This is a genomic window from Mesorhizobium sp. CA13, from assembly GCF_020165235.1.
Taxonomy (GTDB): domain Bacteria; phylum Pseudomonadota; class Alphaproteobacteria; order Rhizobiales; family Rhizobiaceae; genus Mesorhizobium.
The window spans coordinates 633,499-656,101 of record NZ_JAIUHS010000001.1 but is presented as its reverse complement, the minus strand read 5'-3'; the positions used below and the strand labels follow the sequence as shown (position 1 = coordinate 656,101).

The 22,603-nt window shown below is 64.2% G+C and carries 27 protein-coding genes and 1 tRNA gene; 25 read left to right on the top strand and 3 right to left on the bottom strand.

Going from position 1 to position 22,603, the window contains the following annotated elements:
* Positions 1-37 precede the first annotated feature (37 nt).
* Positions 38-472: a hypothetical protein gene (locus LB566_RS03405; RefSeq protein ID WP_224623134.1), complete on the top strand. Its 435-nt coding sequence runs from the start codon at positions 38-40 to the stop codon at positions 470-472.
* 124 nt (positions 473-596) lie between these two features.
* Here the strand turns inward: LB566_RS03405 and LB566_RS03400 are convergent, their stop codons facing one another.
* On the bottom strand, positions 597-866 hold the full coding sequence (locus LB566_RS03400) for a hypothetical protein (RefSeq protein ID WP_224623132.1): 270 nt from the start codon (positions 864-866) through the stop codon (positions 597-599).
* A 419-nt stretch (positions 867-1,285) separates the two neighbouring features.
* Positions 1,286-1,672 carry a helix-turn-helix domain-containing protein gene (locus LB566_RS03395; protein ID WP_224623131.1) on the bottom strand — a complete coding sequence of 129 codons (387 nt, stop codon included), beginning with the start codon at positions 1,670-1,672 and terminating at the stop codon, positions 1,286-1,288.
* A 73-nt stretch (positions 1,673-1,745) separates the two neighbouring features.
* On the opposite strand from LB566_RS03395, the gene LB566_RS03390 reads away from it, so the two are divergent.
* From LB566_RS03390 to LB566_RS03325, 14 genes are all read left to right on the top strand, one after another.
* Positions 1,746-2,021 carry a helix-turn-helix domain-containing protein gene (locus LB566_RS03390; protein WP_224623130.1) on the top strand — a complete coding sequence of 92 codons (276 nt, stop codon included), beginning with the start codon at positions 1,746-1,748 and terminating at the stop codon, positions 2,019-2,021.
* Positions 2,018-2,224 (top strand): hypothetical protein, encoded by a 207-nt coding sequence (locus LB566_RS03385; RefSeq protein ID WP_224623128.1) that lies wholly within the window; start codon positions 2,018-2,020, stop codon positions 2,222-2,224. The genes LB566_RS03390 and LB566_RS03385 overlap by 4 nt, the downstream gene beginning before the upstream one ends.
* 11 nt (positions 2,225-2,235) lie before the next feature.
* Positions 2,236-2,307, top strand: a tRNA-Met gene (locus tag LB566_RS03380).
* A 191-nt stretch (positions 2,308-2,498) separates the two neighbouring features.
* A complete protein-coding gene (locus LB566_RS03375; RefSeq protein ID WP_224623126.1) occupies positions 2,499-2,963 on the top strand; it encodes a hypothetical protein in 465 nt (154 codons plus the stop codon).
* Entirely contained in the window at positions 2,960-3,460 is a 501-nt protein-coding gene (locus LB566_RS03370) for a GcrA family cell cycle regulator (protein WP_224623124.1), read from the top strand. Before LB566_RS03375 ends, LB566_RS03370 begins: the two co-directional genes overlap by 4 nt.
* Entirely contained in the window at positions 3,457-4,020 is a 564-nt protein-coding gene (locus LB566_RS03365) for a hypothetical protein (RefSeq protein WP_224623122.1), read from the top strand. Before LB566_RS03370 ends, LB566_RS03365 begins: the two co-directional genes overlap by 4 nt.
* Positions 4,017-4,205: a hypothetical protein gene (locus LB566_RS03360; protein WP_224623120.1), complete on the top strand. Its 189-nt coding sequence runs from the start codon at positions 4,017-4,019 to the stop codon at positions 4,203-4,205. Before LB566_RS03365 ends, LB566_RS03360 begins: the two co-directional genes overlap by 4 nt.
* The gene (locus tag LB566_RS03355; RefSeq protein WP_224623118.1) at positions 4,202-6,913 is read left to right on the top strand and encodes a DNA methyltransferase; all 2,712 of its coding nucleotides are present in this window, start codon (positions 4,202-4,204) and stop codon (positions 6,911-6,913) included. Before LB566_RS03360 ends, LB566_RS03355 begins: the two co-directional genes overlap by 4 nt.
* Positions 6,910-7,146: a hypothetical protein gene (locus LB566_RS03350; protein WP_224623115.1), complete on the top strand. Its 237-nt coding sequence runs from the start codon at positions 6,910-6,912 to the stop codon at positions 7,144-7,146. Before LB566_RS03355 ends, LB566_RS03350 begins: the two co-directional genes overlap by 4 nt.
* Positions 7,143-7,409 (top strand): hypothetical protein, encoded by a 267-nt coding sequence (locus LB566_RS03345; RefSeq protein WP_224623113.1) that lies wholly within the window; start codon positions 7,143-7,145, stop codon positions 7,407-7,409. Before LB566_RS03350 ends, LB566_RS03345 begins: the two co-directional genes overlap by 4 nt.
* Positions 7,402-7,704: a hypothetical protein gene (locus tag LB566_RS03340; RefSeq protein ID WP_224623111.1), complete on the top strand. Its 303-nt coding sequence runs from the start codon at positions 7,402-7,404 to the stop codon at positions 7,702-7,704. The genes LB566_RS03345 and LB566_RS03340 overlap by 8 nt, the downstream gene beginning before the upstream one ends.
* Positions 7,694-7,990 (top strand): hypothetical protein, encoded by a 297-nt coding sequence (locus tag LB566_RS03335; protein ID WP_224623110.1) that lies wholly within the window; start codon positions 7,694-7,696, stop codon positions 7,988-7,990. Before LB566_RS03340 ends, LB566_RS03335 begins: the two co-directional genes overlap by 11 nt.
* On the top strand, positions 7,987-8,241 hold the full coding sequence (locus LB566_RS03330; RefSeq protein ID WP_224623108.1) for a hypothetical protein: 255 nt from the start codon (positions 7,987-7,989) through the stop codon (positions 8,239-8,241). The genes LB566_RS03335 and LB566_RS03330 overlap by 4 nt, the downstream gene beginning before the upstream one ends.
* The gene (locus LB566_RS03325) at positions 8,241-9,983 is read left to right on the top strand and encodes a DNA cytosine methyltransferase (protein ID WP_224623106.1); all 1,743 of its coding nucleotides are present in this window, start codon (positions 8,241-8,243) and stop codon (positions 9,981-9,983) included. The genes LB566_RS03330 and LB566_RS03325 overlap by 1 nt, the downstream gene beginning before the upstream one ends.
* Before the next feature lie 8 nt (positions 9,984-9,991).
* Here LB566_RS03325 and LB566_RS03320 read toward each other — a convergent pair whose 3' ends face one another.
* On the bottom strand, positions 9,992-11,014 hold the full coding sequence (locus tag LB566_RS03320) for a hypothetical protein (protein WP_224623104.1): 1,023 nt from the start codon (positions 11,012-11,014) through the stop codon (positions 9,992-9,994).
* A gap of 68 nt (positions 11,015-11,082) precedes the next feature.
* On the opposite strand from LB566_RS03320, the gene LB566_RS03315 reads away from it, so the two are divergent.
* The 10 genes from LB566_RS03315 (at position 11,083) to LB566_RS03270 (ending at position 22,493) form a co-directional block, all read left to right on the top strand.
* Complete coding sequence (locus LB566_RS03315) at positions 11,083-12,399, top strand: P4 alpha zinc-binding domain-containing protein (RefSeq protein WP_224623102.1); 1,317 nt, start codon at positions 11,083-11,085, stop codon at positions 12,397-12,399.
* Positions 12,399-14,207, top strand: coding sequence for a phage/plasmid primase, P4 family (locus tag LB566_RS03310; protein ID WP_224623101.1), 1,809 nt, complete (start codon positions 12,399-12,401; stop codon positions 14,205-14,207). The genes LB566_RS03315 and LB566_RS03310 overlap by 1 nt, the downstream gene beginning before the upstream one ends.
* 357 nt (positions 14,208-14,564) lie before the next feature.
* Positions 14,565-15,398 carry a hypothetical protein gene (locus tag LB566_RS03305; protein ID WP_224623099.1) on the top strand — a complete coding sequence of 278 codons (834 nt, stop codon included), beginning with the start codon at positions 14,565-14,567 and terminating at the stop codon, positions 15,396-15,398.
* A gap of 93 nt (positions 15,399-15,491) precedes the next feature.
* Positions 15,492-16,283 (top strand): hypothetical protein, encoded by a 792-nt coding sequence (locus LB566_RS03300; RefSeq protein ID WP_224623097.1) that lies wholly within the window; start codon positions 15,492-15,494, stop codon positions 16,281-16,283.
* Positions 16,284-16,475: 192 nt separating this feature from the next.
* A complete protein-coding gene (locus LB566_RS03295) occupies positions 16,476-17,132 on the top strand; it encodes a hypothetical protein (protein WP_224623096.1) in 657 nt (218 codons plus the stop codon).
* 21 nt (positions 17,133-17,153) lie between these two features.
* Entirely contained in the window at positions 17,154-19,187 is a 2,034-nt protein-coding gene (locus LB566_RS03290; protein ID WP_224623094.1) for a phage terminase large subunit family protein, read from the top strand.
* Positions 19,188-19,193: 6 nt separating this feature from the next.
* On the top strand, positions 19,194-19,421 hold the full coding sequence (gpW, locus tag LB566_RS03285; protein WP_224623093.1) for a gpW family protein: 228 nt from the start codon (positions 19,194-19,196) through the stop codon (positions 19,419-19,421).
* Entirely contained in the window at positions 19,418-21,040 is a 1,623-nt protein-coding gene (locus tag LB566_RS03280; RefSeq protein ID WP_224623092.1) for a phage portal protein, read from the top strand. Before gpW ends, LB566_RS03280 begins: the two co-directional genes overlap by 4 nt.
* Entirely contained in the window at positions 21,037-21,936 is a 900-nt protein-coding gene (locus LB566_RS03275) for a S49 family peptidase (RefSeq protein ID WP_224623090.1), read from the top strand. The genes LB566_RS03280 and LB566_RS03275 overlap by 4 nt, the downstream gene beginning before the upstream one ends.
* Before the next feature lie 26 nt (positions 21,937-21,962).
* Entirely contained in the window at positions 21,963-22,493 is a 531-nt protein-coding gene (locus LB566_RS03270) for a hypothetical protein (RefSeq protein WP_224623088.1), read from the top strand.
* Positions 22,494-22,603 lie beyond the last annotated feature (110 nt).

The window sequence follows — 22,603 nt, the reverse complement described above, 5'->3', positions numbered from 1 at the left end:
CCGCCAGGAACGAAGCGAGATTCTTGGCGAGGCTACAGTGCTCGTGATAGCCTCGCGTCCGGCTCAGGCGCTCACCTTCGATGACGCCGAGATTGCGGGGGGCTTGGACATGCGAAGACTGATGTTCGCGGCGGCGGTCATAGCGACTTGCGCCGGCCAGGCGCGTGCAAGTGACGTGGCCGAGGCGATCATCGATCCGATCGCCGAGGCGATGGCGCTCGATGGTCTGTGCGACGCCCTCAAACCCTCCGAAGCCGGTCTGGTCGCCTATTTGGCCAAGAACGGGTTCATCGAAGAGAACGCCGGTCCGGAATTCAAAAAGGGAACGCCTCTTCGTGACTTCCTCGACATGCGGGCCGCCGAGTACGAGCTCCAGTTCCGGGGCCTGTCTGAAGAAGGGCGTTGCGCCAAAGGACGATACTTCTTTGGACCGGCTGGCACCAAGGTGCCTGGCTTGCTGATTGGCAATTGAAGGGGGCACGAAACGCTCCATCGGCTGTGCGATGGGCAAAGTGTGAATTACTCACATTACGATGTCAAGCAATAATGTGATAAACTCACACATCGTGCCGCGGACGTGAGAAATCAGCTAAGGCTTATGAAACCCGTTTGCGCGGCTTTTTCGCAAGCACGGTCGCAAGTTCGCCGGCCAGACCAAGGACTTTCTCCCGGTCCTCAGCGTCGAGATGCGCAACGTAGGCAGCGATAATCGCACCGAAGCGTGTCGCCAGGTCTTCTCCGAAGGATCGTTCCAGCCTGTCGTTGACCTCGCGGTTGAGGCTCTTGTGGCCCCGAACCGCTTCCAGCCTCGACTTCAGTTCGGGCGAAAGGCGGACATGAAAACTTGGGCGCGGCGGTCGGGACATGGCTCCGACTTATCGCCGAAAGGTCAATCGTTCGAAATCGTTCCAGATTTGGCCGAAATCTGGTACTACTTTCCCCGCTATTCACAGGGCATCGTTACAGGTTGAAATAATCTGGTGATCGATACGTAAGGGTTGTAGACGTATCAAAATGAGACACCGGGCGGCATGAAAAACTTTGTTTGACAGCCTAGAGGAAATTGTTCCTAATTTCGGTGCCGTACGGTTTGGGAGAGAGAGCAGGTGATCCAGTACGAATCGCGCGAAGCGGCGGGCGAACAGGCGATGGTAAAGTTGAGGGCGATTGCGACTTCGCCTAAGTCGAGGGCGGCCATAATCGCCAAGCGCATTGACAGGGACACTCGCTCGATCGCCGCTGCAATGAGGGAAATCCACGGGGGACGCTGGCGCGTGCTAATCGATCACGATGTCGGCGTGGTTGCAGTTTCGCGAGATTTTTCGGCGCCGCTCGGCTCGCCGAGTGCAAATCTGGCGTAAGTAATTACGGCAGCCTGGACCTCCCGCGGCGCCGTCGCCAGGCGCGTGAAAACCTCACGCAGTTCGTCGCTGCCGTCGATGTCTTGGGGCAAGCCTTCGCCGGTGATCAGCCAAGCCTCTCTGACCCGGAAGGCGCGGGCATACTCTTTCGCCGCACGGGTGATGCCGGCCCTGCCGTTTTCGTGTTGGGCATAGGTATTATAGTTGAAGCCAAAATAGCTGGCGGCAGCCTTTGCGCTGTCGAAGCCGCGCATCTCGCGGGCCTTTTTTAGGCGCGCCGCCTGCTCGTCTATTCGGGTGATATCCGTCATGACGTGACTTTTTCACATATCTGATGTGAGTTTCTACTTGACAGAATGATGTGACTTTCTCACACTATCGGTCATGATGGATCAACCAATCGACGTAGAAGCCCTGCGAGGCAGGCTCGAATGGACGCAGCAACAGCTCGCGGATCATTGCGGCGTCGATCGCTCGACGGTCTCCACTTGGGAGACACGGCCGCCGACCAAAGGGCCTGCATTGATCCTCCTGCGGCAGCTTCAAGCCTCGCTTGAGGCCGATCCCTCCGATTTCGATGCCGCTCGCCCCGGTGGCGTCGCGGCCGGCTCCGATCCCCAAGCCGGAGCCGGCCATTATTCCTGCGCGGTGGCCGAATGACCGCCGTCCGCTGCTCACCCTCCTTGACGCTGCTCCAGCCGCCGGCCGAGCCTTCGCGCAAATTGCCGGCGCAGACGATGCTTCTGCTGAAGCTGTTGTCGGCCTATGCCGGGCGCCATCCGGCCGACCTCTTGTCCCGGCTGCTGCGCAACGAGGCAAAGCGCGTGCTGCGCTGGTCCCCGATGGAGGCCGGCGATGCGTGACAGTCTTTTCCGGCAGGGTAGGGAAGCGGCATCCCGCCTGGTTCATACCCAGGAGATCGCAGGTTCGAGTCCTGCCCCTGCAACCGATACCCCCCGAGCGAGAGGACCCGAGAGAGCTGGCCTTTGGCAGCTCTCTCGGGGGCCGCCCTGACAGTGTGATGTGATTGCGGGTTTCCATGCCTGCGAGTTGAACACCATCCGACCGGCCGCCGCACGGAAACAGATTTCCCGACTGTTTCCTTGACAGCTTGGCCTTGCCTCTGCGGAGCTGATGATGAAACTGCCGCGACCGACATCCGAAGCCGACCGCCTCGATCTCAAGGCGGCGACGCGGCAGGCGCTTGACATGGCGCGGCCGGCGAAGTTCGCGCTGATCACCCGCGTCGACACGCCCGCCCTGTCCAACTACGGCAGCCCGTCCGAGCCGGACAAGTTCATGCCCATCGACATCGTTCTCGACCTGTGCCGCGACATCGGCGCGCCGGTGCTGATCGAGGAAATGGCGCGCCAGCTCGGCTTCAAGCTGGTGCCGCTGGAGCCATGCGAGGGCGGCGATCCCGGCATCGCCGACATCGCCGCGGTCAGCAAGGAAGCCGCCGATGTCGTCGGCGCCCTGGCCGCGGGCCTGTCGGGTGACGGCAAGCTCGATGGCGCGCAGCGCCGGGCGGTTCGCACCGAGATCAGCGAGAACGTCACCGTGCTGCGCCGCCTCGAGCGGAAGATGGGCGGTGCGGCATGAGCGGCTGGACGCTGGCCGAAGCCGAACTGCTGCGCAGGCTCGCGGACGAAGGCCTTTCGGCCGGAAAGATATCCGCGCAGATGCCCGGCCGCAGCCGCAACTCGATCATCTCGAAGCTCGCTCGCGGCAAAGGCCGGTTCGGCAAGCTGGCCGGCCAGCCGACGAATGATGTGCGCAGCCGCCGGCGCGAGGCGCCGCCGAAGCTGCGGCGGACACCAAGGCCGCCCGTCAAGCCGAAGGTCGTCCACGCCAGCCCGGCGCGCCAGATCCTGGCCGAGGCGCCGCCGATCGTTCCGGTCGCGAACCTGCCGGCAGCGCTGCCGATCACGTTCCTCGAGGCGATGAACCGCAAGCGCTGCCTGCACTATGTCGGCGACCCCTTCGCGGCCGACGGCCCCGACATGGCGGTGTGCGGCGCCGAGCGCTCGGAGCTGTCGGGCCTGAAACCGTATTGCCGCAGGCACCTGGCGAGTTCGTTCCGGGCGGTGCCGGCATGAGGGCGATCGGCTTCGAGACCATCCATGGCGTCGAGGGCGAGCATGAGACGCCGTTCCTGACGCGGCTGCGCATCGGCCGGCTGCGCCTGCACATCTTCCACCGTGGCGATGCCGACCCCGACCCGCACGATCATCCCTGGGATTTCTGGACCTTTCCGCTGACGCCTTATGTCGAAGAGGTGGCGACGATCGGGGGGCTGGAGCCTGTCGGCGAATACGATCCATGGGTGTCGCGCGCCATTGTCGTGACCATGGCCCGGACGATCGTGCCGGCGTTCCGCTGGTCCTATCGCCCGGCCGAATACACCCACCGCGTTCTCGGCCGCTATGACGAAGCGGCCACGATGGAAGCGGCGATGGAGGCTTTCGTCTTCGGCGCCGGGCGCGCGGCCCCGCTGTTCAAGCCGGGCAAGATCGTCACTATCGTCTGGCAGGGCCGGTCTACCCGCAAATGGGGTTTCCTCAAGCAGCGTGACGGCAACTGGTGCTGGACGCCCTGGCGCGAATACGTCTTCGGCGGCGGCAAGCACGCGCCGTGCGAACCGGAGGGCGGCGAATGAGCACGCTGATCGATCCGGAGCTGAGGCGGCTGGTTCTCGCTGAAGTGCGCGACCAGGGCTTCGTAGAGCGTTTCGTTGAAAGCATCGAGGCGATGCTCGATGATGGCCGCCTGGTGCCGGTAAGGATGCCTGACGGGTCGCTGGGGGTCCGCCTGGGTGTCGGCGTCGGGAGCACACGGCAATGACCGCGCATCCCGACTATGCCGAATTCCTCAAGGCCAAGGTGCGGCTGGCGCCGTCGCTCGGCTTCGCGGTCGATCCGGCGACAATCAATCCCGACCTGAAGCCGATGACGCAGGCGATCGTGCCATGGGCCTGCCGCGGCGGCCGGCGCGCGCTGTTCATGCGCTTCGGGCTGCACAAGACGTCGACGCAGCTGGAGATCCTGCGCCAGTCGATGATGCATGCCGGCGGCCACGCGCTGCAGGTGACGCCGCTCGGTGTCCGCCACGAGTTCTTCCTCGAGCAGGCAAAGCGCCATCCGGACATCGAGCTGAAATTCGTCAACCGCCCCGAGCAGATGGAAGAGCCGAACAGGACAGGCGCCGGCACCAAGCTCATCCACCTGACCAATTACGAGACGATCCGCGACGGCAAGCTCGACCCCTGCCGGTTCACCGCCGCTTCGCTCGACGAGGCCGCCTGCCTGCGCGGCTTCGGCGGCACCAAGACTTTTCGCGAGTTCATGGCGACCTTCGCCGGCGACGATCGCAAGAACGGCCTCAAGCATGCCGGCGTGCGCTATCGCTTCGTCGCCACCGCCATCCCCGATCCGAACGATTATATCGAGCTGCTCGCCTACGCGGCCTTCCTCGGCGTCATGGATGTCGGCGAGGCCAAGACCCGGTTCTTCAAGCGGGACAGCACCAAGGCCGACAAGCTGACCTTGCATCCGCACAAGGAGGACGAGTTCTGGCTATGGGTCGCGAGCTGGGCCTTGTTCGTCCAGATGCCGTCCGACTTGGGCTTTTCCGACGAGGGCTACGACCTGCCGGAGATCGACGTGCGCTGGCACGAGATTGCATCCGACCATGGTGCCGCCGGAATCGAGAAGAACGGCCAGGCGCGCATGTTCGCCGACGCTGCGCATGGCGTCGTCGACGCTGCCAGAGAGAAGAAGCGCTCGCTCGACGCCCGTGTCGACAAGATGATGGAAATCCGCGCCGAGGATCCTACCGCGCATCGCATCATCTGGCACGACCTCGAGGCGGAGCGCCAGGCGATCGAGGCGGCGATCCCGACCGTCAAGTCGGTGTGGGGCACGCTCGATCCCGAGCCCAAGGAAAAGCGCATCATCGGTTTCGCACGAGGTGAATTCCAGGAGCTGGCGACCAAGCCAGTGATCAGCGGTTCCGGCTGCAATTTCCAGGAGCATTGCTGGTGGAACATCTATCTCGGCATCGGCTTCAAGTTCCACGACTTCTTCCAGTCGCTGTTCCGCACCCAGCGCTATGGCCAGCAGCACCGGGTCCGCGCCGACCTGATCTACACCGAGGCCGAGCGCGGCACCCGGCGCGAACTGGAGCGCAAATGGCGCGAGTTCGAAGCGCAAGCCGCCAAGATGTCGGCCATCATCCGCAAGCACGGACTGGCCGAGCAGGCGCTTGACGGCGCCATGAAGCGCTCCATGGGGGTCGAGCGGCGCGAGGTGCGCGGGGAAAACTTCCTGGTCGTGCACAACGATACGGTGGAGGAGACCAGGTCGATGGCCTCCGACAGCGTCGACCTGATCGTCACCTCGATCCCGTTCTCGACGCAGTACGAATACACGCCGTCCTTCAACGATTTCGGCCACACCGACGACGATGCGCATTTCTGGGCGCAGATGGATTTCCTGACCCCCGAGCTGCTGCGTGTGCTAAAGCCCGGGCGGCGCGCGGTCATCCACGTCAAGGACAGGATCGTGCCGGGCGGCATCAATGGGCTCGGCTTCCAGACGGTCAGCCCGTTCTCCGACGATTGCTCGGCGCATTTCCGCCGGCACGGCTTCGCCATCCTGTCGCGGGTGACGATCGGCACCGACGTCGTGCGCGAGAACAACCAGACCTACCGGCTGGGCTGGACCGAGCAATGCAAGGACGGCACCCGCATGGGCCACGGCATGCCGGAATATCTGCTCGAATTCCGCAAGCCGCAGACCGACCGCTCGCGCGGCTATGCCGACGAGCCGGTGGTGAAGGCGAAGCCCGACTTCGTCTCCATCATCGATCATCGGCCGGTCGAGCCCGGCGACGACGACTATGACGGCAAGATGATCCGCGCCGTGCCCGGCACGGGCTACAGCCGCGGCCGCTGGCAGCTCGATGCGCATGGCGTGTGGCGTTCGTCCGGCAATCGGCCGCTGCTGCCCGACGAGCTGGCGCGCCTGGTCAAGCTGACCGGCAAGGGCTCGGGCAGGGCGATCTATCAGGGCTGGAAGAAGTTCTGCCGGGAGTTCGTCTACGACCATGCGACCCATGTCGAGTTCTGCGAACAGCTCGACGAGGCGGGGCGCCTGCCGCCGACCTTCATGATCGCGCCGCCGCACAGCACCCATCCCGAGATTCGCACCGATGTGGCGCGGATGCGCACATTGAACATGCTGCAAAAACGCAAGGGCAGGGAGATGCATCTGTGCCCGCTGCAGTTCGACATCGTGGAGCGGGCGATCGAGGACTATTCGATGCCGGGCGAGACGGTGTTCGATCCGTTCGGCGGCATCATGACCGTGCCCTATTGCGCGCTGCGCATGGGCCGCAAGGCGATCGGCGTCGAGCTCAATCCCGACTATTTCGCCGACGGCGTCACCTATGCCCAGATCGCAGCAGCCGGCGACATCGGGCCGGCCATGTTCGACCTGATCGAGGCCGAGACCGAGCTTGAACAAGGGCAGACCGACGAGGCGGCGGAATGAGCAACGTCGTCGCCTTCCCGAGATCGGGTGTGCCGCGTTGGCGAGCGGAGGTCACCTATCGCTCCGACCTTGGGCCGCTTGAGATCGTCCACGTCTTCGAGGAGATCGAAGATCTGGCGGCCCTGATAGAGCGCGGTCCCGACTGGCGGTGCATGGTTTCCTGCGAGATCACGCTCAATCGAAGCGGCAAGGAATTCGAAAAACTGACGATCGAACAGGCGGCGAAGCTATGAGCCTAGCCGCTGCCCCGATCGTCAAGGACGCGTTCGACCCCAGCCATGTCGACTTCGACGTGTTCGCGATCTTCCTCGAGGCGCGGCGTATCCATCGCGGCAAGTCGGCCAAGCGCGTCGCTAGGGAGGCGGCGGTCGAGCTTGACGCCGTGCTGCGCGCCGCGCGCGGGCGCAACCCCGGCAGCCGCGAGTTCTTCGCCCTTTGCGACTGGATAGGCGAGGCGCCGGCCGTCTTTCTGAAGAAGGAGCTTCGCCATGGGTAGGCTCGCCACCTACGATTATCGCGGGTTGGGCAGGCTGTTGCGCGCCAGGCTGGAGGATGACGGTCGCGGCTGGCGCATCTGCGCCGCCGAGATCGGCGTCTGCGCCTCCGACCTCTCACGCATCTGCAACGGCCAGAGCGTCTCCGCGCCCAAGGTCATCGCCGTCTGCGACTGGCTGAAGCTCGCCGTTCGCGCCTTCTACGATCCGCCGGAGAAGCCCGATGCCGACCGTGAAACAGCGGCAGTGTTTCACGGGAAGAGCACTGAAACAGCGGGGGCGGCCGATGTCGCTTGAGCCTCTCCCCAATCAACAGGGCTACGTCTACTGGGTCCAGCTGGTGAACGGGTTCGGCCCGCTATCCAAGGCCTTCGCCGTCGTCTTCGAATGCCCCTTCGCGTCCACCGCCGATCTCGACCGCGAGTTGCGCCAGCACGGCGTCGTCAACGGTTCGCGGCTGGACACGGTCGATGACGGCAAGGGCGGCCGCCTGATCCGCAAACGGACCGATTTCATGTTCGGCGTCGCCGGCCTGATCACCGTCCAGTCCTATCACAAACCATGCTGGGAGCCGGCAGAATGACCCCTTTGACCAAGGCGCCACGCCACGGACCCGGCTTCGGCACGCCCGCCAGCGTCGATCCGGCGAAGCTTTTCAAGCTGCCGCTGCCGATGCAGGCAGAAGGTGTGCGGCTGCTGTTCGAGATGGGCCAGACCATGGACCAGGTGCGGGCGCGCATCGGCCTGTCCCGCAAAGCGGTCGAGCAGCTGTTGCAGGTCGACCTGCCGTTCCGGCGCGGCGGCGATGTCAATGTCGTGGCGGAGGGCGTGTGATGCTGCTCGACTTCGAAGCCCGCGCGGCGCAGATCGACTATCCCCCGCTGATCATGGACAGCTTCGCCGGCGGCGGCGGCGCCTCGACCGGAATCGAGATGGCCTTGGGACGCTCGCCAGACATCGCGATCAACCACAATCCGGCGGCCCTGGCGCTGCATGCGGCCAACCACCCCGAAACGCTTCACCTGTCGGAAAACGTCTACAAGGTCGATCCACTGGACTATGTGGCCGGCAAGCACATCGGCCTCGCCTGGTTCTCGCCCGATTGCAAGCACTTCTCCAAAGCCAAGGGCGGCAAGCCGGTCGAGAGAAATATTCGCGATCTCGCCTGGATCATCCCGGGCTGGGTCGAACGTATCCAGAAAAGTGGAGGCGGCATCGATGTCGTCATTCTGGAGAACGTCGAGGAGTTTCAGGACTGGGGGCCCTTGGTGGAAACCGAAAAGGGTCTGATGCCCAATCCGCAATCGCGCGGCCTTACCTTCCAGAAATGGTGCAAGGCGCTGCGCGCGCTCGGCGGTAAGATCGAACATCGCGAGTTGCGCGCCTGCGACTATGGCGCGCCGACGATCCGCAAGCGCCTGTTCATCATCATCCGCTTCGACGGGAAAAAGATCGTCTGGCCGAAGCCTACGCATGGCAAACCTGATGATCCTGACGTTATCGCAGGACGGAAACTGCTATGGCGCACCGCGGCGGAGATCATCGACTTTTCGCTGCCATGCCCTTCAATCTTCGACACGACTGCGGAGGTGCTGGAAAAGCATGGGCTGCGCGCCGTGCGCCCCCTGGCCGCCGCGACAATGAGCCGTGTGGCGCGCGGCGTCGACCGCTATGTGCTGAAGGCCAAGCGGCCGTTTTTGGTCGATGTTGCGCACGGTGAGGTATCGCCTTCCGGCGTCAAGCGTTGGGGGAATGGGTTTCGGTCCGTCGATAATCCGCTCTCAGTCGTCACCGCAGGCGGCATCAATCATGCCGTTGTTGCGCCGACGCTGATCGGTTGCGGAGGGCGCGCTGGGCAGAGCCGTCCTCGCGGCGGCGATGAGCCGATGGCGACGCAGACGGCCAAAGCTGACGTGTGTGTGGCGGCGGCGTTCCTCGCCCAGAATAACTATCAGGAACCCGGCCATGACGCGCGGGAGCCTGTTTCCACAATCGTGCAGAAGGGCAGCACGCAATCGGTAGTGAGCGCCTTCATATCTCGCCAGTTCGGGACCTCGATCGGCCACGATATGGACGAGCCGACGCATACGGCAACGGCGAAGGTCAACAAGTCGATGCTCGTCGCGCCGTTCATGCAGAAATACTACGGCACCGGCGACGGTGCGCGCGTCGACGATCCTTGCCATTCCGTGACCACGAAAGACCGCTTCGGCTTCGTGGAAGGTAAACTCGGCTGGCGGCCCTTCACCGAAGCGCAGGCGGCGCAGGCGCGCCAGGTTGCCGCCTTCATGCGCGCGCACGGCTTCTGGGACGAACGCGAGTTCGTGACCATCGATATCGCCGGAGAAACTTTCACCATCGTCGATATCGGCATGCGCATGCTGACGCCGCGCGAACTGTTCTGCGCACAGGGCTTCCCGCCTGACTACATCATCGACCTTGAATTCAACGGCAAGCCGTTGCCGAAAAGCGACCAGATATCTTGTTGCGGCAACAGCGTCTCGCCGCCAATGGCGGCCGCGCTGGTGGCGGCAAACTGCGGTCATCTGATACGGTACCGGGAGGCTGCGGAGTGAAATCGGCCTCAGCTTACGTCTTCTATCATGCCAATCTCATCGAAGAGAAGCAGCACGTCATTCCAAACTGCGTTGGGGCCGGTGTTTGCCACCGCAATGGGTGGGAAGCTTGCAAGGTAAAAATTATCCCCTTTTCGAAGGTCCGGCATGGCTTGATTGAAGACGATCTGCGTTTGCGAAAAATTGCAATTTTCGAAGAGGTGTTCCGCCAAATCGTCAGTATGAATTCGTCCGAATTCGCAATTAGTAAACCGGCACCTATCCCACGCGCAGGAGCTAAAATCCTCAATAATACAACCGCTGAATTGCACGTAAGAAAAGGCTACCGACCCACAGCCTTTGGCAATCCGTTGGCCAACCATGAGTCCTCCGGAATACATGACGCGGGCAACGCCTTCGACCATGTGCCAATTGGCATAATAGTCCTCATGAACGGCTGCAAGTTTCTCATCCATCTCGAAATGGATGCTCTCGTTGAGAAGCGCGGAGTGTTTCCTGAAGCCCGCGTTGAGACCGGCTATGGCCTGTTGGACCAGTCGCCCGCTGTGGTCCTTGTGCCCGTACGTGCGGATGAACTCAAGAAGCAAACGTCTAGATGGATCTTTGAATTTAGGAGTGTCTGCTGCCGCGACGGCCTCGAGAGTCGCAAGTCCCGCCGATCGCTTAGCTTGATTTTCGTCGGCAATAAGCTCGGCGCCTTTCTGCATCAACGATGCGAGGCCCGACTCCTCGTTGATGGCAATTTGCCTTGTGAGCCCCTCGATTTGTCGCTGACTAATATTGGCTTGCCTCGCCGAGATCAGCCCTCGCCAAACAACCGTGGCAAAAGTGATGGCCGCAACGGCAAGCACTCCAAGGGGCGAAACAGTTTGAACTCGTTGCAGCAGATCAGGGCCTGTGCTTGCCTCAATCACCCATCCAGTCAAAAACGCTCCGCTAGCCGTGAAGAGTATGGCACCAGCGATGGCCATACTAAGCCAAGTATCCTCACGCTCGTAAGCGGCTCTGCCGTCATCGTCCCGTTCGGTCATAACCCATCCCCCACTTCGACGTCTCGTTCGTACAACTTTGATCGGGCTTCATCTACCGGGCGCCGCCCGTGAGCGAGGCCATAAAACTCTTTATCGAGGATGCACGCGCCGTGTCGATCGAGGAGACGGCGAAGATCCTCGGGTTGAAATTCTCCGGCAAGCGGCACGAGCATGCGCAGCCATGCCCGAACTGCGGCGGCACCGATACCTTCGCCTTCAACACGGCCAAGGAAAAATGGAACTGCCGCGCCGGCGGCATTGGCGGCAATGACGGTATCGGCATGGCCGCGCATTGCGCCGATCTCGATGTCAGGCGCCGCGATGGCTTCCTCGAGGCCTGTTCGATCGTGCTCGACCGCGATATTCCGGACGAGGGCGAGCGTGAGAGCGACGAGGATCGCGCTGCCCGCCTGCAACGGCTGGAACAGCGACGCCTGCAGAACGAGGCGGACGCGACCGCGCGGTCCGATAGCCAGGCCGATTTCCGCGAGAAGGAACGCGCCAAGGCGCGCGGCATCATCAAGGCGTCGATCGTGCTGTGTTCGGTGGCCGCCCCGCCGCAGGGCCGGCACTACCTCCGGCATCGCTGCAACGGCTTTCCCGATGCGTCCTGGCTGCGTGTCGGCGCCAACGTCCCCTATTGGCACGGACAGGACGAGCGCGGCGGGCCCCTGGAGTTGTTCTCTGGCCCGGCGATGGTCGCATCGTTCATCGGTCCCGGCCTGGTCGAGATCGGCTGCCACATCACCTGGATCAACCTGAACGAACCGCCAAAATTCCGCCCGAAGCTGTTCGGTCTCACCAGGGACGGCATAGCGGCTGGGCTTGTCGAGTGGGCCTTTGGCGACGCGCCGCCCCCGGATGTCGATGTCGCCGACGGGCTTTATGAACCGCTGCCGGCCAAGAAAATGCGCGGCTCCAAGAAAGGCGGGCTGATCCCGATCGCCGGTCATCCGGAGGCACGGCGCTGGGTCGGCGGCGAGGGGATCGAGAACGGCGTGGCCTTCGGCATCTGGGAGGGGTGGCGCCAGGACACGTTCTATTTCGCTGCCGGCGATCTCGGCAATCTCACAGGTCCGGCCGAGCCGTCCTCGCGCTTCGCGCATCCGATGTTGAAGAAGCCGGACGCCAAGGGCGTGGCGCGCGCCGTGATGGTGCAGGGTCCGGTGCCAAAGCGCGACCAGGGGGTCGAGGATGCCATGTGGGTGGCGGATCACGTCGCCGAGCTGGTGCTGCTTGCCGATGGAGATTCGGAGCCGGTGATGACGGCCGCCGCCATGGCCAGAGCGCGAAAGCGCCATGCCCGGCCGGGGCGTCTCATACCGATCGTCTGGCCGCGCGCCGGATATGACTTTTCACGCATGGCTGTCGAGGCGGGGGAATAGTGGGCAAGAAAAAGACCGGCATGCCTGACGAGGTGGCCACCATTCTGGAGGAAGCGACGCGGCAGGCGGAGGCGGCGGGTTTACCCCGCACCCCTCTCGATCTCGATGCAGGTGTCGCGGAACTGGATGATGGCGAGCCCGGCACTGGCCCGCGGCGCGGTAGCAAGGTCGACCTCGAAGTGGTCAAGGCCTGTGCCGGCCTCGACCATTCCGACACCGACAATGCCGAGCGGCTACTCGCCCATTTCGGCGAGGATCTTCTGGTGCGCGCCCAGTCGAAGGCGCGCAAGGCCGCCTATGCGGTCTGGACGGGCACGCACTGGGATATAGACACCGGCGAGCCGCGCGCCCTGGCGGTGGCGCAGAATGTCGGCGGGCGCATTGCGCTCGAGGTCGAGTACATCGATTTCACCCCCGCCGAAAAGCAGGCGATCGAGCGCGGGCTCGAAGCAATGAAGAAGCCGGAGGAGGAGCGCTCCCCTGGCGAAAAGAAAGTGGCCAAATTGGCCGAGCGGGCCAACGCCAATCTCGCGGCGCGTCTCAGCCGGCGCATGAACCATGCCGTGTCGTCGAAAAACAAGGGCAGGCTCGAGGCGATGCTGGCGTGCGCCGCGCCGCATATCCAGCGCGGACCCGACGAATTCAATGCCGACCCGCTGAAGGTCGCGCTCGCCAACCATACGCTGTGCTTCAGGCGCGTGCTGAAGCGTGTCCGCAACCCGGCTTTCGATGATCCGGATGACAGCCGCGAGGACGTGCCGGAGTTCATCCAGGCCGCGGATGCCGAGCTGAAGGTGGTGAACGGCCATCGCCGGCAGGACATGATCACGCAACGCGTGCCGGTCGATTACGACCCGCAGGCCCAATGCCCGAAATGGGACGAGTTCCTGCGCGACAAGCTGCCGATCGACGATGTTAGGCGCATGGTGCAAGTGGCGTCAGGCCTCGGCCTGGTCGGGCTCACGGTGCAGAAGCTGTTCTTCCACTACGGCAAGGGCGCCAACGGCAAGTCGGTCTACATGGAGACGCTCTGCCGGCTGCTGGGCGAGGTGGCGGTCACACTGCCGTCCGAATCGTTCATCGGCGAGGGCAAGGCCGGCGGCGCGGCCAATCCCGATATGGCCAGGCTCTATGGCCGCCGCTTCCTGCGCGTCAAAGAACTGCCCGAGGGCGAGGATCTGCGCGAGAACCTGGTCAAGGACCTGACCGGTGGCGAGCACTTCACCGTGCGCGACCTGTTCGAGGGCTATTTCGATTTCAAGCCGGTGTTCATCGGCCACATGTCCGGCAACGGCTATCCCAAGATATCGGGCACCGACAACGGCATCTGGCGACGCATGGCCGTCGTGCACTGGTCGAAGATCATCGCCGAGGCCGACCAGCGCGAATTCGAGGAGGTGGTGGCCGAGTTCGTGCCCGAATATCCGGGCATCCTCAACTGGCTTATCGAGGGCGTGAATATCTTCCTGCGCGAGGGGCTGGTGATCCCCGACGCGGTGCGCCTGAAGACGCAGGAATACCGGGACGAGATGGATCGGACATCGGCCTTCTGTGCCCGCTGCGTCGTGCCCGACAGCACGGCCGAGCTGACCGCCAAGGAGTTCTATCAGGCCTATGTCGACTTCACCATTGACGAGGGCGGCAAGCCGATCTCGCTGACCGCCTTCGGCCTGATCATGAAGAAGAAATACGACAAGGTCGACGGCCGCATCGTCATCTATCGCGGTGTCCGCCTCGTCGACGTGCCCGCCTCGAAACAGGGCAGTCTCGGCTCCGGCTCCAACGATTTCGAGGGCCATTTGCGATGATCCCCGCACCCCTGCCGACACCTCGCAAACCCGCCTGCAAACTGGCGGATGCATTGATTTCGTTCAGTTTTCCGCCGCGACAGTTGCGACAGTTCGCGATACCACGCGACACTTGCAACGGCGGGAATAGAGTAACAAAATCAAGTGCTTGCGATAGTTTGCACCAGTTTTCCGGGGTCTATAGGTGTGAAGGGGGGTCGGGGGGAACGGCAAATCTTGCGTCTATGCATCCTCGAAACTGTCGCTACTCCCGCACATCCTCCGCAACGAATTGAAAACATTCGATAAGTCGCTCTCTGCAACTATCGCTAAACTCTCGCAAAACTCTCGAAAACTGTCGCAAGGGAATTGAGATCGATGAAAACCGTGATCATTGAAGAGCTGCTGACCTGGGCCTTTGTCCATGAATTGCCGAAGGGCGGTGGCGTGGATGGTCTGGACAACGCCAATTCGGCCTGGCGCATGCTGGAGGCGTCGTCATGGGGCAAGATCACAAGCTTTGCCGAATTGGGCGCTTTGATCGACACGGGCGGCGGCGGCAACAATTACTTCATCGAGCAGGGTGAGCCGCATGACGATGCGGTGACTGTCGGGCGCGCCGTGGCAGGGCTGGCGCGGTGCGATGTCGCCATTCCGGCGAACTGGCATGCCTTGGCCGACTGGCCGGATACGGAAGGCATGGCCGATGCCGCGGTCAAGCGCGCGGTGGATCGCTATTTGGTCAGGACGCCGCACCGTCGCGCCGCCGGCATCGTCAGCCTCGTCGTCGGCACAGCCATCCTCGGCCGCGAGCCGGACTTCGGTGCGGAGCCGAGCAAGGTCAGGATGGTCGAGCGCGGCGGCAAGCCGGCGTGGTTCGTCACGCGCCGCATGAGCCATGAGGACGGCCAGAGCTATGATCTGGAGGTGGACGGCTACAACCCTCGCACCCAGAAGCCGGTCAAGGGCGCTTACCGGAAGTACGAATTCTCGGTCGATCCGAGCGGCGACATTCTCGGCCGGCTCGATTACCAGATCTGGGTTGCCGCGCTGCGCAGGCTGGAGGCGGAGATCGCAACGGACCTGACGGCGCACCGGCTCGTCCATTCCGATCGGTCGATGACGCCTTGGCTGGACAGGGACAGGCCTGGCGTGGCCATCGTCGAAAGGGCGGCTGAGCGGTCCGCGAAAAAAACTGCGGCTGCTTGTTGACGTGCGGCAGAAACTTGACATACACCTGAACACGGTAAATCAGATCACAGCCCGCCCGGCCAGCCGAGGCGGGTTTTTCATTGGTCCCGCGACATGGCTGGCTTGAGTTTCACCAATGCCCGCGCCGGTGGCGTCGGATATTCGGCTGGCGGACCTGCCGTCTCGATGGTGTTCGACTTCGACCGCCTCTTCCTGCGGGCCGATGACATCGAGCGCAAGCAGTTGCCCTTCGCCACCGCGCGGGCGCTGACCTGGACGGCGCAGGCGGCGCAGAAGGATATGCGGGCGGCCATGGGCAAGGTCTTCGACCGCCCGATCGCCTATACCCTGCGCGGCGTCACGATCGAGCCGGCCCGGAAGGATCGGCTTAGCGCCACCGTGCTGCTGAGCGGTTATTCGCCTGGCAGGCTTCCGGTCGGCGCCTACCTCTATCCGCAGGTGTTCGGCGGCAAGCGCGGTCAGAAGTCGTTCGAGCGGGCCTTGAGCAGGGCAGGGCTGTTGCCGTCCGGATGGGTGACCGTGCCGGCTGCCGGCGCCAAGATCAACGCGGCGGGCAACATCACTGCTGGTCAGATCGTGCAGATGCTGTCCGACCTGAAGCTCCAGTTCGACGCAACGGCCAATCGCAGCAAGCGCTCTGTCGTTCGCAACAAGAACTACAAGCGTCAGCGCTTCTTCGTCCCCGCTCCTGGCTCGCACCTCAAGCCCGGTGTCTGGATCAGGGATGGCAAGGGCTCGATCCGTCCGATGCTCCTGTTCGTGCAGGAGCAGACCTACGCGCCTCGCCTCGACTACTATGCCATCGTGAGGGAGAGCGCCGAGCGCAACTTCCCCGAACTGTGGACGAAGTCATTCGGTCAGGCGATGGCATCGGCCAAGCGGTAGACCACAACAGTCGACCGATTACCCCACAAGGCAGCCGCAACCCCACAAGACCGGCTTTTGGGTCCTTCCCCGAGGCCTCCAACCGCGGGTATTTGGGACCGCGTGGGGTCGGTAGTCAGCGTCGATTTTTGAAGCCTAAAGTTGGCGCTAAACTCAGGCCTAAAGAGCGGTAAAGTCGGCGGAATTTTGCAGATGTCGACCGAGACCAAGACCGAGTTTGCCGCGCGCTGCAATGTCAGCCCGGGCCGCGTGTCGCAATGGATCGCGGCGGGCAAGATCAAACAGACATCGCTGTCGGGCGAGGGGCGCTCCGCCAAGATCGTCATCGCCGAGGCGCTGGCGGACCTGAAGCGCAATCTCGACATCACGCAGTCGATCGGCCTCAACGGGCTCGGCACGAAGCTCAACGGCGGACCGCCGCCTCCGATCTCCTTGCCGGGCGCGCCGTCCCCTGAAACGCCGTCCAACCAGTCCGAACCTGCCCGGCCCGACGACACCGCCGAGCAGATCGCGAAGGAACGCCTGGCGCTCGCCAAGATCCAGACGCGAAGGGCGGAGCGCGAAGAGGCGCTTGCCGATGGCCGCTACATGGTTCGCGAGGACGCCGAGGCGCAGATCGCCCGCACCGCCTCGATGGTGCTGACCACGGTCGAGAGCGGCTTCAACGGCATGGCCGATGCGCTCGCGGCGGAGTTCGGCATCCCGCGGCGCGACGTGTTGCACACGCTGAACAAGTCGTTCCGCGCCGTCCGCGAGGCCGCCACGCGTGCTTTCGCCGAGAAGGCGGCGGCGATCGCGAAGGCCGAGGCGGACGTACACGAAGATGAAGAGGAGGACGATCAGGACTAGTCCGATCGCGAGGTCAGCAGCATGAGCTTTCACGATCGGCACCTCGCCAATGCCGAGGCCTCGCTGTACCAGGTGCTTGGCAGCATCTTCGCACCGCCGCCGCCCGTCGACTATCTGCGCTGGGCAAAGCGCAACATCGTCTTCTCCGAGCGTATCACCGCGCGGCCGGGTCCCTACAGCGAGGAGACGTTCCCGTTCTTCTCGGAGATCCTGACGGCGCTCGGGCCGGACGATCCCTGCCAGATCGTCACCTTGCAGAAATCGGCGCAGGTCGGCGGCACGGTTGCGGCGAACATCTTCACGCTCGGCACCATGGACATGGACCCGTGCGACCTGCTGTACGTCCACCCGACGGACAGCAATGCGATCAAATGGTCGAACCAGAAGCTGGTTCCGCTTCTGAAGGAAACGACCTGCCTCGCGCCGCTGTTTCCGCTGACCAGCCGCGAAGGCTCCAACTCGAAGCTCTACAAGGAGCGGAAGGATGGACGCGGCGCGATCTCGGCCGCCGGCGCCAATTCGCCGTCGAACCTGTCGATGGTGTCGCCGAAGCGGCAGGTCCAGGACGATCTGGCGAAGTGGGAGAACAACCAGGCCGGCGACCCGGAAGCGCAGGCCGATTCCCGATCGAAGGCGTTCCTTGCCCGCAAGGTGCTCAAGATCTCGACGCCGCTGGTTTCTCCCGGCTGCCGGATCACGGCGAACTACGAGGCCGGCAGCCAGGAGCGGTATCACGTTCCTTGCCCGCACTGCGGTCACCTGCAATCGCTCGAATGGGAAGCGATGCGGGACCACATCGATCCGACCCACCCGGAGAAGGCCGCGTTCCTGTGCGTCGCCGAAGGGTGCGGCGGCTTCATCGAGGAGCATCACCGGGCGGAAATCTGCCGGCCGGTGCATCTCGGCGGCAAGGCCCGGTGGATCGCGAAATATCCGGAGCGCAAGCGCCATCACCGGTCGTTCTTCCTGTGGGTGCCGTACTCGCCGCTGGAGAGTTGGGAGGCACTGGCCCGAGCCTACCTGAATGTCCGCGCCGGCGGATCGGACGAGCAGAAGCGCGACCAGGAGGCCGAGCAGGTCTTCTGGAACGACTGGCTGGGCCTCGCCTACGAAGCGACCGGCGAGACGCTGCCTTGGGAGGATCTGCGCGACCGCGCGGAAGAGATCGGACACCGCAAGGGTGTCATCCCGAAGGGCGCCTTGACGCTGACCATCGGCGTCGACGTGCAGGGCGACCGTGTCGAATGGCACCTGGTAGGCTGGGGCGCCCGCCGGCAGCGCTGGACCATCGACTATGGCGTGTTCGACGCCCAGACGGTGCCGCCCGGCGGCAAACCGCATTCGGGTCACATCTCCGAACCGGAAATCCGCACCGCGCTCGACAATCTGCTCAAGCGCGAATGGCCGGATTTTCTCGGCAACCGCCGCGCGGCCGATCTTCTGGCCATCGACGGCAACGCCTGGACGGCGGACGTCTGGGAATGGGCCAAGCGACACCCGCTGTCGCGCGTCATCATGACCCGCGGCGTGCCGAACGAGACCGCCTCGCTGCTGGCGATGGTCAAGAAGGAGCGGGATTCGAAGGGCCGCGTCGTCAAGTACTCGCGCAAGTTCTTCAACCTCGCGGTGTCCATTCTGAAGATGGGGCTCTATCGCGGCCTGAAGAAGCAGGACCCGGACGAGGTCGGCTACGTCCATCTGCCCAAGGGCCTGCCGGATGACTTCTTCCGGCAGCTCGTTTCGGAGCGACGCCTCCAGGAGAAGAGCCGTTCCGGCATCGTGTCCTGGCGCTGGCTGCTGCCGGACGGGCTGCGCAACGAAGTGCTCGACACGATGAACATTGCCGAAGGCGCGGCGATCCGGCTCGGTGTCCGCCAGCGCACCGACGACGAGTGGGAGACGCTCGCCGCGACGATCGAGGTGCCGCCGACCGAGGCGCAGCTCGACCTCGAAGAATTCACGCCGCTGCCGCTCTTCGAGCCGGCGGCCATTCCGGCCACAGAGAAGCCGACCGGCCTCTCCGTGGCTGATCTGATGAAACAGTTGAACAGGTAAACCGCGATGGCTTTGACCGACGACGAAAGGGCGGTGCTGACCGCACGCCTGGCGTCCGCCGAGGCGGCGCTGCATAGCCTGATGATCGGCAAGGCGACGGTGTCGCTGTCCTATGACGGCGAGAGCGCGACGTTCAGCCAGACCGACGAGGCCAAGCTGCGCCGCTACATCGCCGATCTGAAATCGCAGCTCGGCCTCGGCTGCAATCCGTATCGACGGGGCATCCACGCATGAGCGCCATTCTCGATCGCTTCGGCGCGCCGATGAAAGCACAGGCCATCATCCAGCGCGGCGAGCCCTTTGGCCGCTCCGCGTATGAGGCCGCGAGCTATTCGCATCAGGACATGGCGGGATGGCTGCCGCGCTCGGTCTCGGGGCAATCGGCGCTGACCACCGAGCGCGACCTCATCAGCGACCGCGTGCAGGATATCGCGCGCAACGATGGCTGGGCCTCCGCCTCGATGTCGCGCTCGCTCGATCTCGTCGTCGGCTCCGGCTGGCGCCTGTCCGTCGACCTGCCGGCGAAGCTGCTCAACCTCGAGCCCGACGAAGCCGACGAGATCGCCGACCAGATCGAGGAGGCGTGGACCTCCTACGCCGAGGATCCCGGTTTCTGGTGCAATGCGTCACGCCAGGGGCCGATGGCCGCCGTTCTCGGTCTTGCCTACCGCCAGCGTGTCGGCGACGGCGAGGCTTTGGCCGAAATCTGCTGGGACGAAACGCGCGGCGGATCGTTCGCCACCTTCGTCAAGATGGTCGATCCCGACCGCCTGTCGAACCCGAATGCCACCTTCGACACGTCGGACCGGCGCGCCGGCGTGCAGCTGGACGAGCACGGCGCCGCGATCGGCTATCACATCCGCACGCATCATCCCGACGACGATGCGGTGTGGGGCGCGAGCTTGCCGGAATGGACCTTCGTCGAGCGCGAAACGGAGTGGGGCCGGCCGGTGATGGTGCATGCCTTCGAGGCAGACCGCGCCGGACAGTTCCGCGGCGTGCCGCCGATGGCACCGATCCTGCGCAAACTGAAGCAGATGGTCAAATATGACGAGGCCGAGCTTCAGGCCGCTATGGTCAATGCCGTTCTCGCCGCCTTCATCACGTCGCCGGGCAATCACGACGATCTCGCCGAGGCGATGACGGCAAAAGACATCAGCGCGCTCAATCTCGACCGGCTCAAATCCTACCAGGAAGCGCCGCCGCGCATGCCGGGCGGCACCGCGCATTTCCTCTATCCCGGCGACCAGGTGACGCTGACCCAGCCCGGGCATCCGAATTCCGGTTTCGAGGCCTTCTTCCGGGCCGGCCTGCGCAACGTCGCCTCGACGGTCGGGCTGACCTACGAGCAGCTGACCATGGACTGGAGCCAGGTGAACTATTCCAGCGCCCGCGCCGCGCTGCTGGAGATCTGGCGCGGCCTGACGGCGCGCAAGGACATGTTCGCGGCCCAGTTCATGGGCCAGATCTACCGGGCTTGGCTGGAGGAGTATTTTGACCGGCGCCTGATCAAGCTGCCCGCCAAGGCGCCGTCATTCGAGGCGATGTCGGCGGCATGGGCCCGCGCCGACTGGATCGGCCCGGCTCGCGGTTGGGTCGATCCACAAAGGGAAGCCGAAGCCGCCGGCATGCGCTTGTCGCTCGGCATTTCCGATCTCGATCGGGAATGCGCTGAGCAGGGTCTCGACTGGAAGCAGGTGACGCGCAAGCGCGGGCGCATCCGCCGCATGATGATCGCCGAAGGCCTTGATCCCGATGCAGGCCGCGTCGAGGCGAGAATTCAGACCGAATCGACTGTCGACACGGAATCGAACGACCAGCGCGACAAGCGCGAACGCGAGGAGGCGGCATGATGCGCACCTATCCCCTCCAGGCATCGCGCTTGTTCAACACGCCGCTGCTTGTCCATCCCGGCAAGGCGGAGATCATCTGCCGCGCCGTCGGCCGTCGCGTTCTCGGTGCACAGTTCGAAATCCGCGCGCCGCAGGCCGGCGTGCTCGGCGAGCCGATCCGCGACGACACCAATTATGATTGGTTCACCGGCGAGGAGACGAGTTCGCTCGAAAGCGTGCGTCGTGTTGGCAATGTCGCGGTGCTGGAAATCGAGGGCACGCTCGTCGCCAAGGGCAAATGGACCGGCGCCTATTCCGGCATGACCTCCTATGAGGGTATCAACGCGCAGGTCTCGGATCTTCGTGCCGATGCCGGCGTCAGCGCCGTCGTGCTGGAGGTCGACAGCTTCGGCGGCGAGGTGGCCGGCGTTTTCGATTGCGCCGATCAGATCGCAGCGCTCGCTGCCGAGAAGCCGGTGATTGCTATCCTCACCGATCATGCCTGCTCGGCCGGCTTTCTGCTGGCGTCCGCCGCGCGCTCCATCATCGTGCCGCGCACAGGCATGGTCGGATCGATCGGCGTCATCTCCATGCATGTCGACATGTCGCGCGCGCTCGACGAGGCCGGCCTGACGGTCACCATCCTGGCGGCCGGCAAGAACAAGGCGGACGGCTCGCCCTATGCGCCGCTGCCCGATGCCACGGCGGAAAAGTTCCGCACCGAGATGGAAGCGCTTCGCGACCTCTTCGCGGAGGCGGTCGGTCGCTATCGCGGCGACCGGCTGCCGAAGGCCAAGGCCCTCGCCACCGAGGCCGAGACCTACGTTGGACAGGCGGCGGTCGACGCCGGTCTGGCCGATGCGGTGGCAAACCCGACGGAGGCCTTCCGGGCCTTTGTAACCGAGATGGCCGGCTGAAGCCCGCCAAACTGGAGAACAGCACAATGAGCAGCCTGATGAACGCAATCCGTCGCGCGACGGGCGGCAAGCCGCGCCTCGAGGACGACAAGCCAGCCGAGACCGACGAAGACAAGGCCGAGGCCGTCGACACCACTGACGGCGACGACGAAGACGAGACGGATGACGACGAGCCCGACGCCGAGGATGACAAGGACGAGCCCGACGCCGAAGACGACAAGGACGACAAGGACATGTCGGCCGCCGATCGCGCCACCTTCGCCAAGGGCCGCAAGGCCGAACGCAATCGCATCGGCACGATCCTCGGCTCGAAGGCTGCGGAAGCCAATCCGACGCTCGCCGCGCATCTGGCATTCGCCACCAACGATCGCGCCGCGAAGGCGATTGCGGCGCTGAAGGCCGCCGGCCCGGCGGCTTCGGCCACCAATCTCGCCTCCCGCATGGGCAGCCGCGCCTCGCAGCTCGGCCGTGGCGGCGAGAAGCCGCGCAGCAAGGATGCCGGCGCAGCCTGGGACGGTCCGCTGGCAGCCGCCGGCGTCAAGGTCAAGGGCAAGTAGCCAACTCTGAGAAAACCTGCCGTCGCGACCAGCCGCGGCGGCCATGACATTCCCCGCTCGACGACGCCGGCTCGCCGACATGCCTTCGGGAAAAAGCGTCCGGCGTCAGA

What these genes read in the sequence shown, in the direction of transcription:
- LB566_RS03400 (WP_224623132.1), bottom strand. Translation starts at nt 866, where the DNA reads ATGTCCCGACCGCCGCGCCCAAGTTTTCATGTCCGCCTTTCGCCCGAA.
- LB566_RS03395 (WP_224623131.1), bottom strand. Translation starts at nt 1,672, where the DNA reads ATGACGGATATCACCCGAATAGACGAGCAGGCGGCGCGCCTAAAAAAG.
- LB566_RS03390 (WP_224623130.1), top strand. Translation starts at nt 1,746, where the DNA reads ATGATGGATCAACCAATCGACGTAGAAGCCCTGCGAGGCAGGCTCGAA.
- LB566_RS03385 (WP_224623128.1), top strand. Translation starts at nt 2,018, where the DNA reads ATGACCGCCGTCCGCTGCTCACCCTCCTTGACGCTGCTCCAGCCGCCG.
- LB566_RS03375 (WP_224623126.1), top strand. Translation starts at nt 2,499, where the DNA reads ATGAAACTGCCGCGACCGACATCCGAAGCCGACCGCCTCGATCTCAAG.
- LB566_RS03370 (WP_224623124.1), top strand. Translation starts at nt 2,960, where the DNA reads ATGAGCGGCTGGACGCTGGCCGAAGCCGAACTGCTGCGCAGGCTCGCG.
- LB566_RS03365 (WP_224623122.1), top strand. Translation starts at nt 3,457, where the DNA reads ATGAGGGCGATCGGCTTCGAGACCATCCATGGCGTCGAGGGCGAGCAT.
- LB566_RS03360 (WP_224623120.1), top strand. Translation starts at nt 4,017, where the DNA reads ATGAGCACGCTGATCGATCCGGAGCTGAGGCGGCTGGTTCTCGCTGAA.
- LB566_RS03355 (WP_224623118.1), top strand. Translation starts at nt 4,202, where the DNA reads ATGACCGCGCATCCCGACTATGCCGAATTCCTCAAGGCCAAGGTGCGG.
- LB566_RS03350 (WP_224623115.1), top strand. Translation starts at nt 6,910, where the DNA reads ATGAGCAACGTCGTCGCCTTCCCGAGATCGGGTGTGCCGCGTTGGCGA.
- LB566_RS03345 (WP_224623113.1), top strand. Translation starts at nt 7,143, where the DNA reads ATGAGCCTAGCCGCTGCCCCGATCGTCAAGGACGCGTTCGACCCCAGC.
- LB566_RS03340 (WP_224623111.1), top strand. Translation starts at nt 7,402, where the DNA reads ATGGGTAGGCTCGCCACCTACGATTATCGCGGGTTGGGCAGGCTGTTG.
- LB566_RS03335 (WP_224623110.1), top strand. Translation starts at nt 7,694, where the DNA reads ATGTCGCTTGAGCCTCTCCCCAATCAACAGGGCTACGTCTACTGGGTC.
- LB566_RS03330 (WP_224623108.1), top strand. Translation starts at nt 7,987, where the DNA reads ATGACCCCTTTGACCAAGGCGCCACGCCACGGACCCGGCTTCGGCACG.
- LB566_RS03325 (WP_224623106.1), top strand. Translation starts at nt 8,241, where the DNA reads ATGCTGCTCGACTTCGAAGCCCGCGCGGCGCAGATCGACTATCCCCCG.
- LB566_RS03320 (WP_224623104.1), bottom strand. Translation starts at nt 11,014, where the DNA reads ATGACCGAACGGGACGATGACGGCAGAGCCGCTTACGAGCGTGAGGAT.
- LB566_RS03305 (WP_224623099.1), top strand. Translation starts at nt 14,565, where the DNA reads ATGAAAACCGTGATCATTGAAGAGCTGCTGACCTGGGCCTTTGTCCAT.
- LB566_RS03300 (WP_224623097.1), top strand. Translation starts at nt 15,492, where the DNA reads ATGGCTGGCTTGAGTTTCACCAATGCCCGCGCCGGTGGCGTCGGATAT.
- LB566_RS03295 (WP_224623096.1), top strand. Translation starts at nt 16,476, where the DNA reads ATGTCGACCGAGACCAAGACCGAGTTTGCCGCGCGCTGCAATGTCAGC.
- LB566_RS03290 (WP_224623094.1), top strand. Translation starts at nt 17,154, where the DNA reads ATGAGCTTTCACGATCGGCACCTCGCCAATGCCGAGGCCTCGCTGTAC.
- gpW (WP_224623093.1), top strand. Translation starts at nt 19,194, where the DNA reads ATGGCTTTGACCGACGACGAAAGGGCGGTGCTGACCGCACGCCTGGCG.
- LB566_RS03280 (WP_224623092.1), top strand. Translation starts at nt 19,418, where the DNA reads ATGAGCGCCATTCTCGATCGCTTCGGCGCGCCGATGAAAGCACAGGCC.
- LB566_RS03275 (WP_224623090.1), top strand. Translation starts at nt 21,037, where the DNA reads ATGATGCGCACCTATCCCCTCCAGGCATCGCGCTTGTTCAACACGCCG.
- LB566_RS03270 (WP_224623088.1), top strand. Translation starts at nt 21,963, where the DNA reads ATGAGCAGCCTGATGAACGCAATCCGTCGCGCGACGGGCGGCAAGCCG.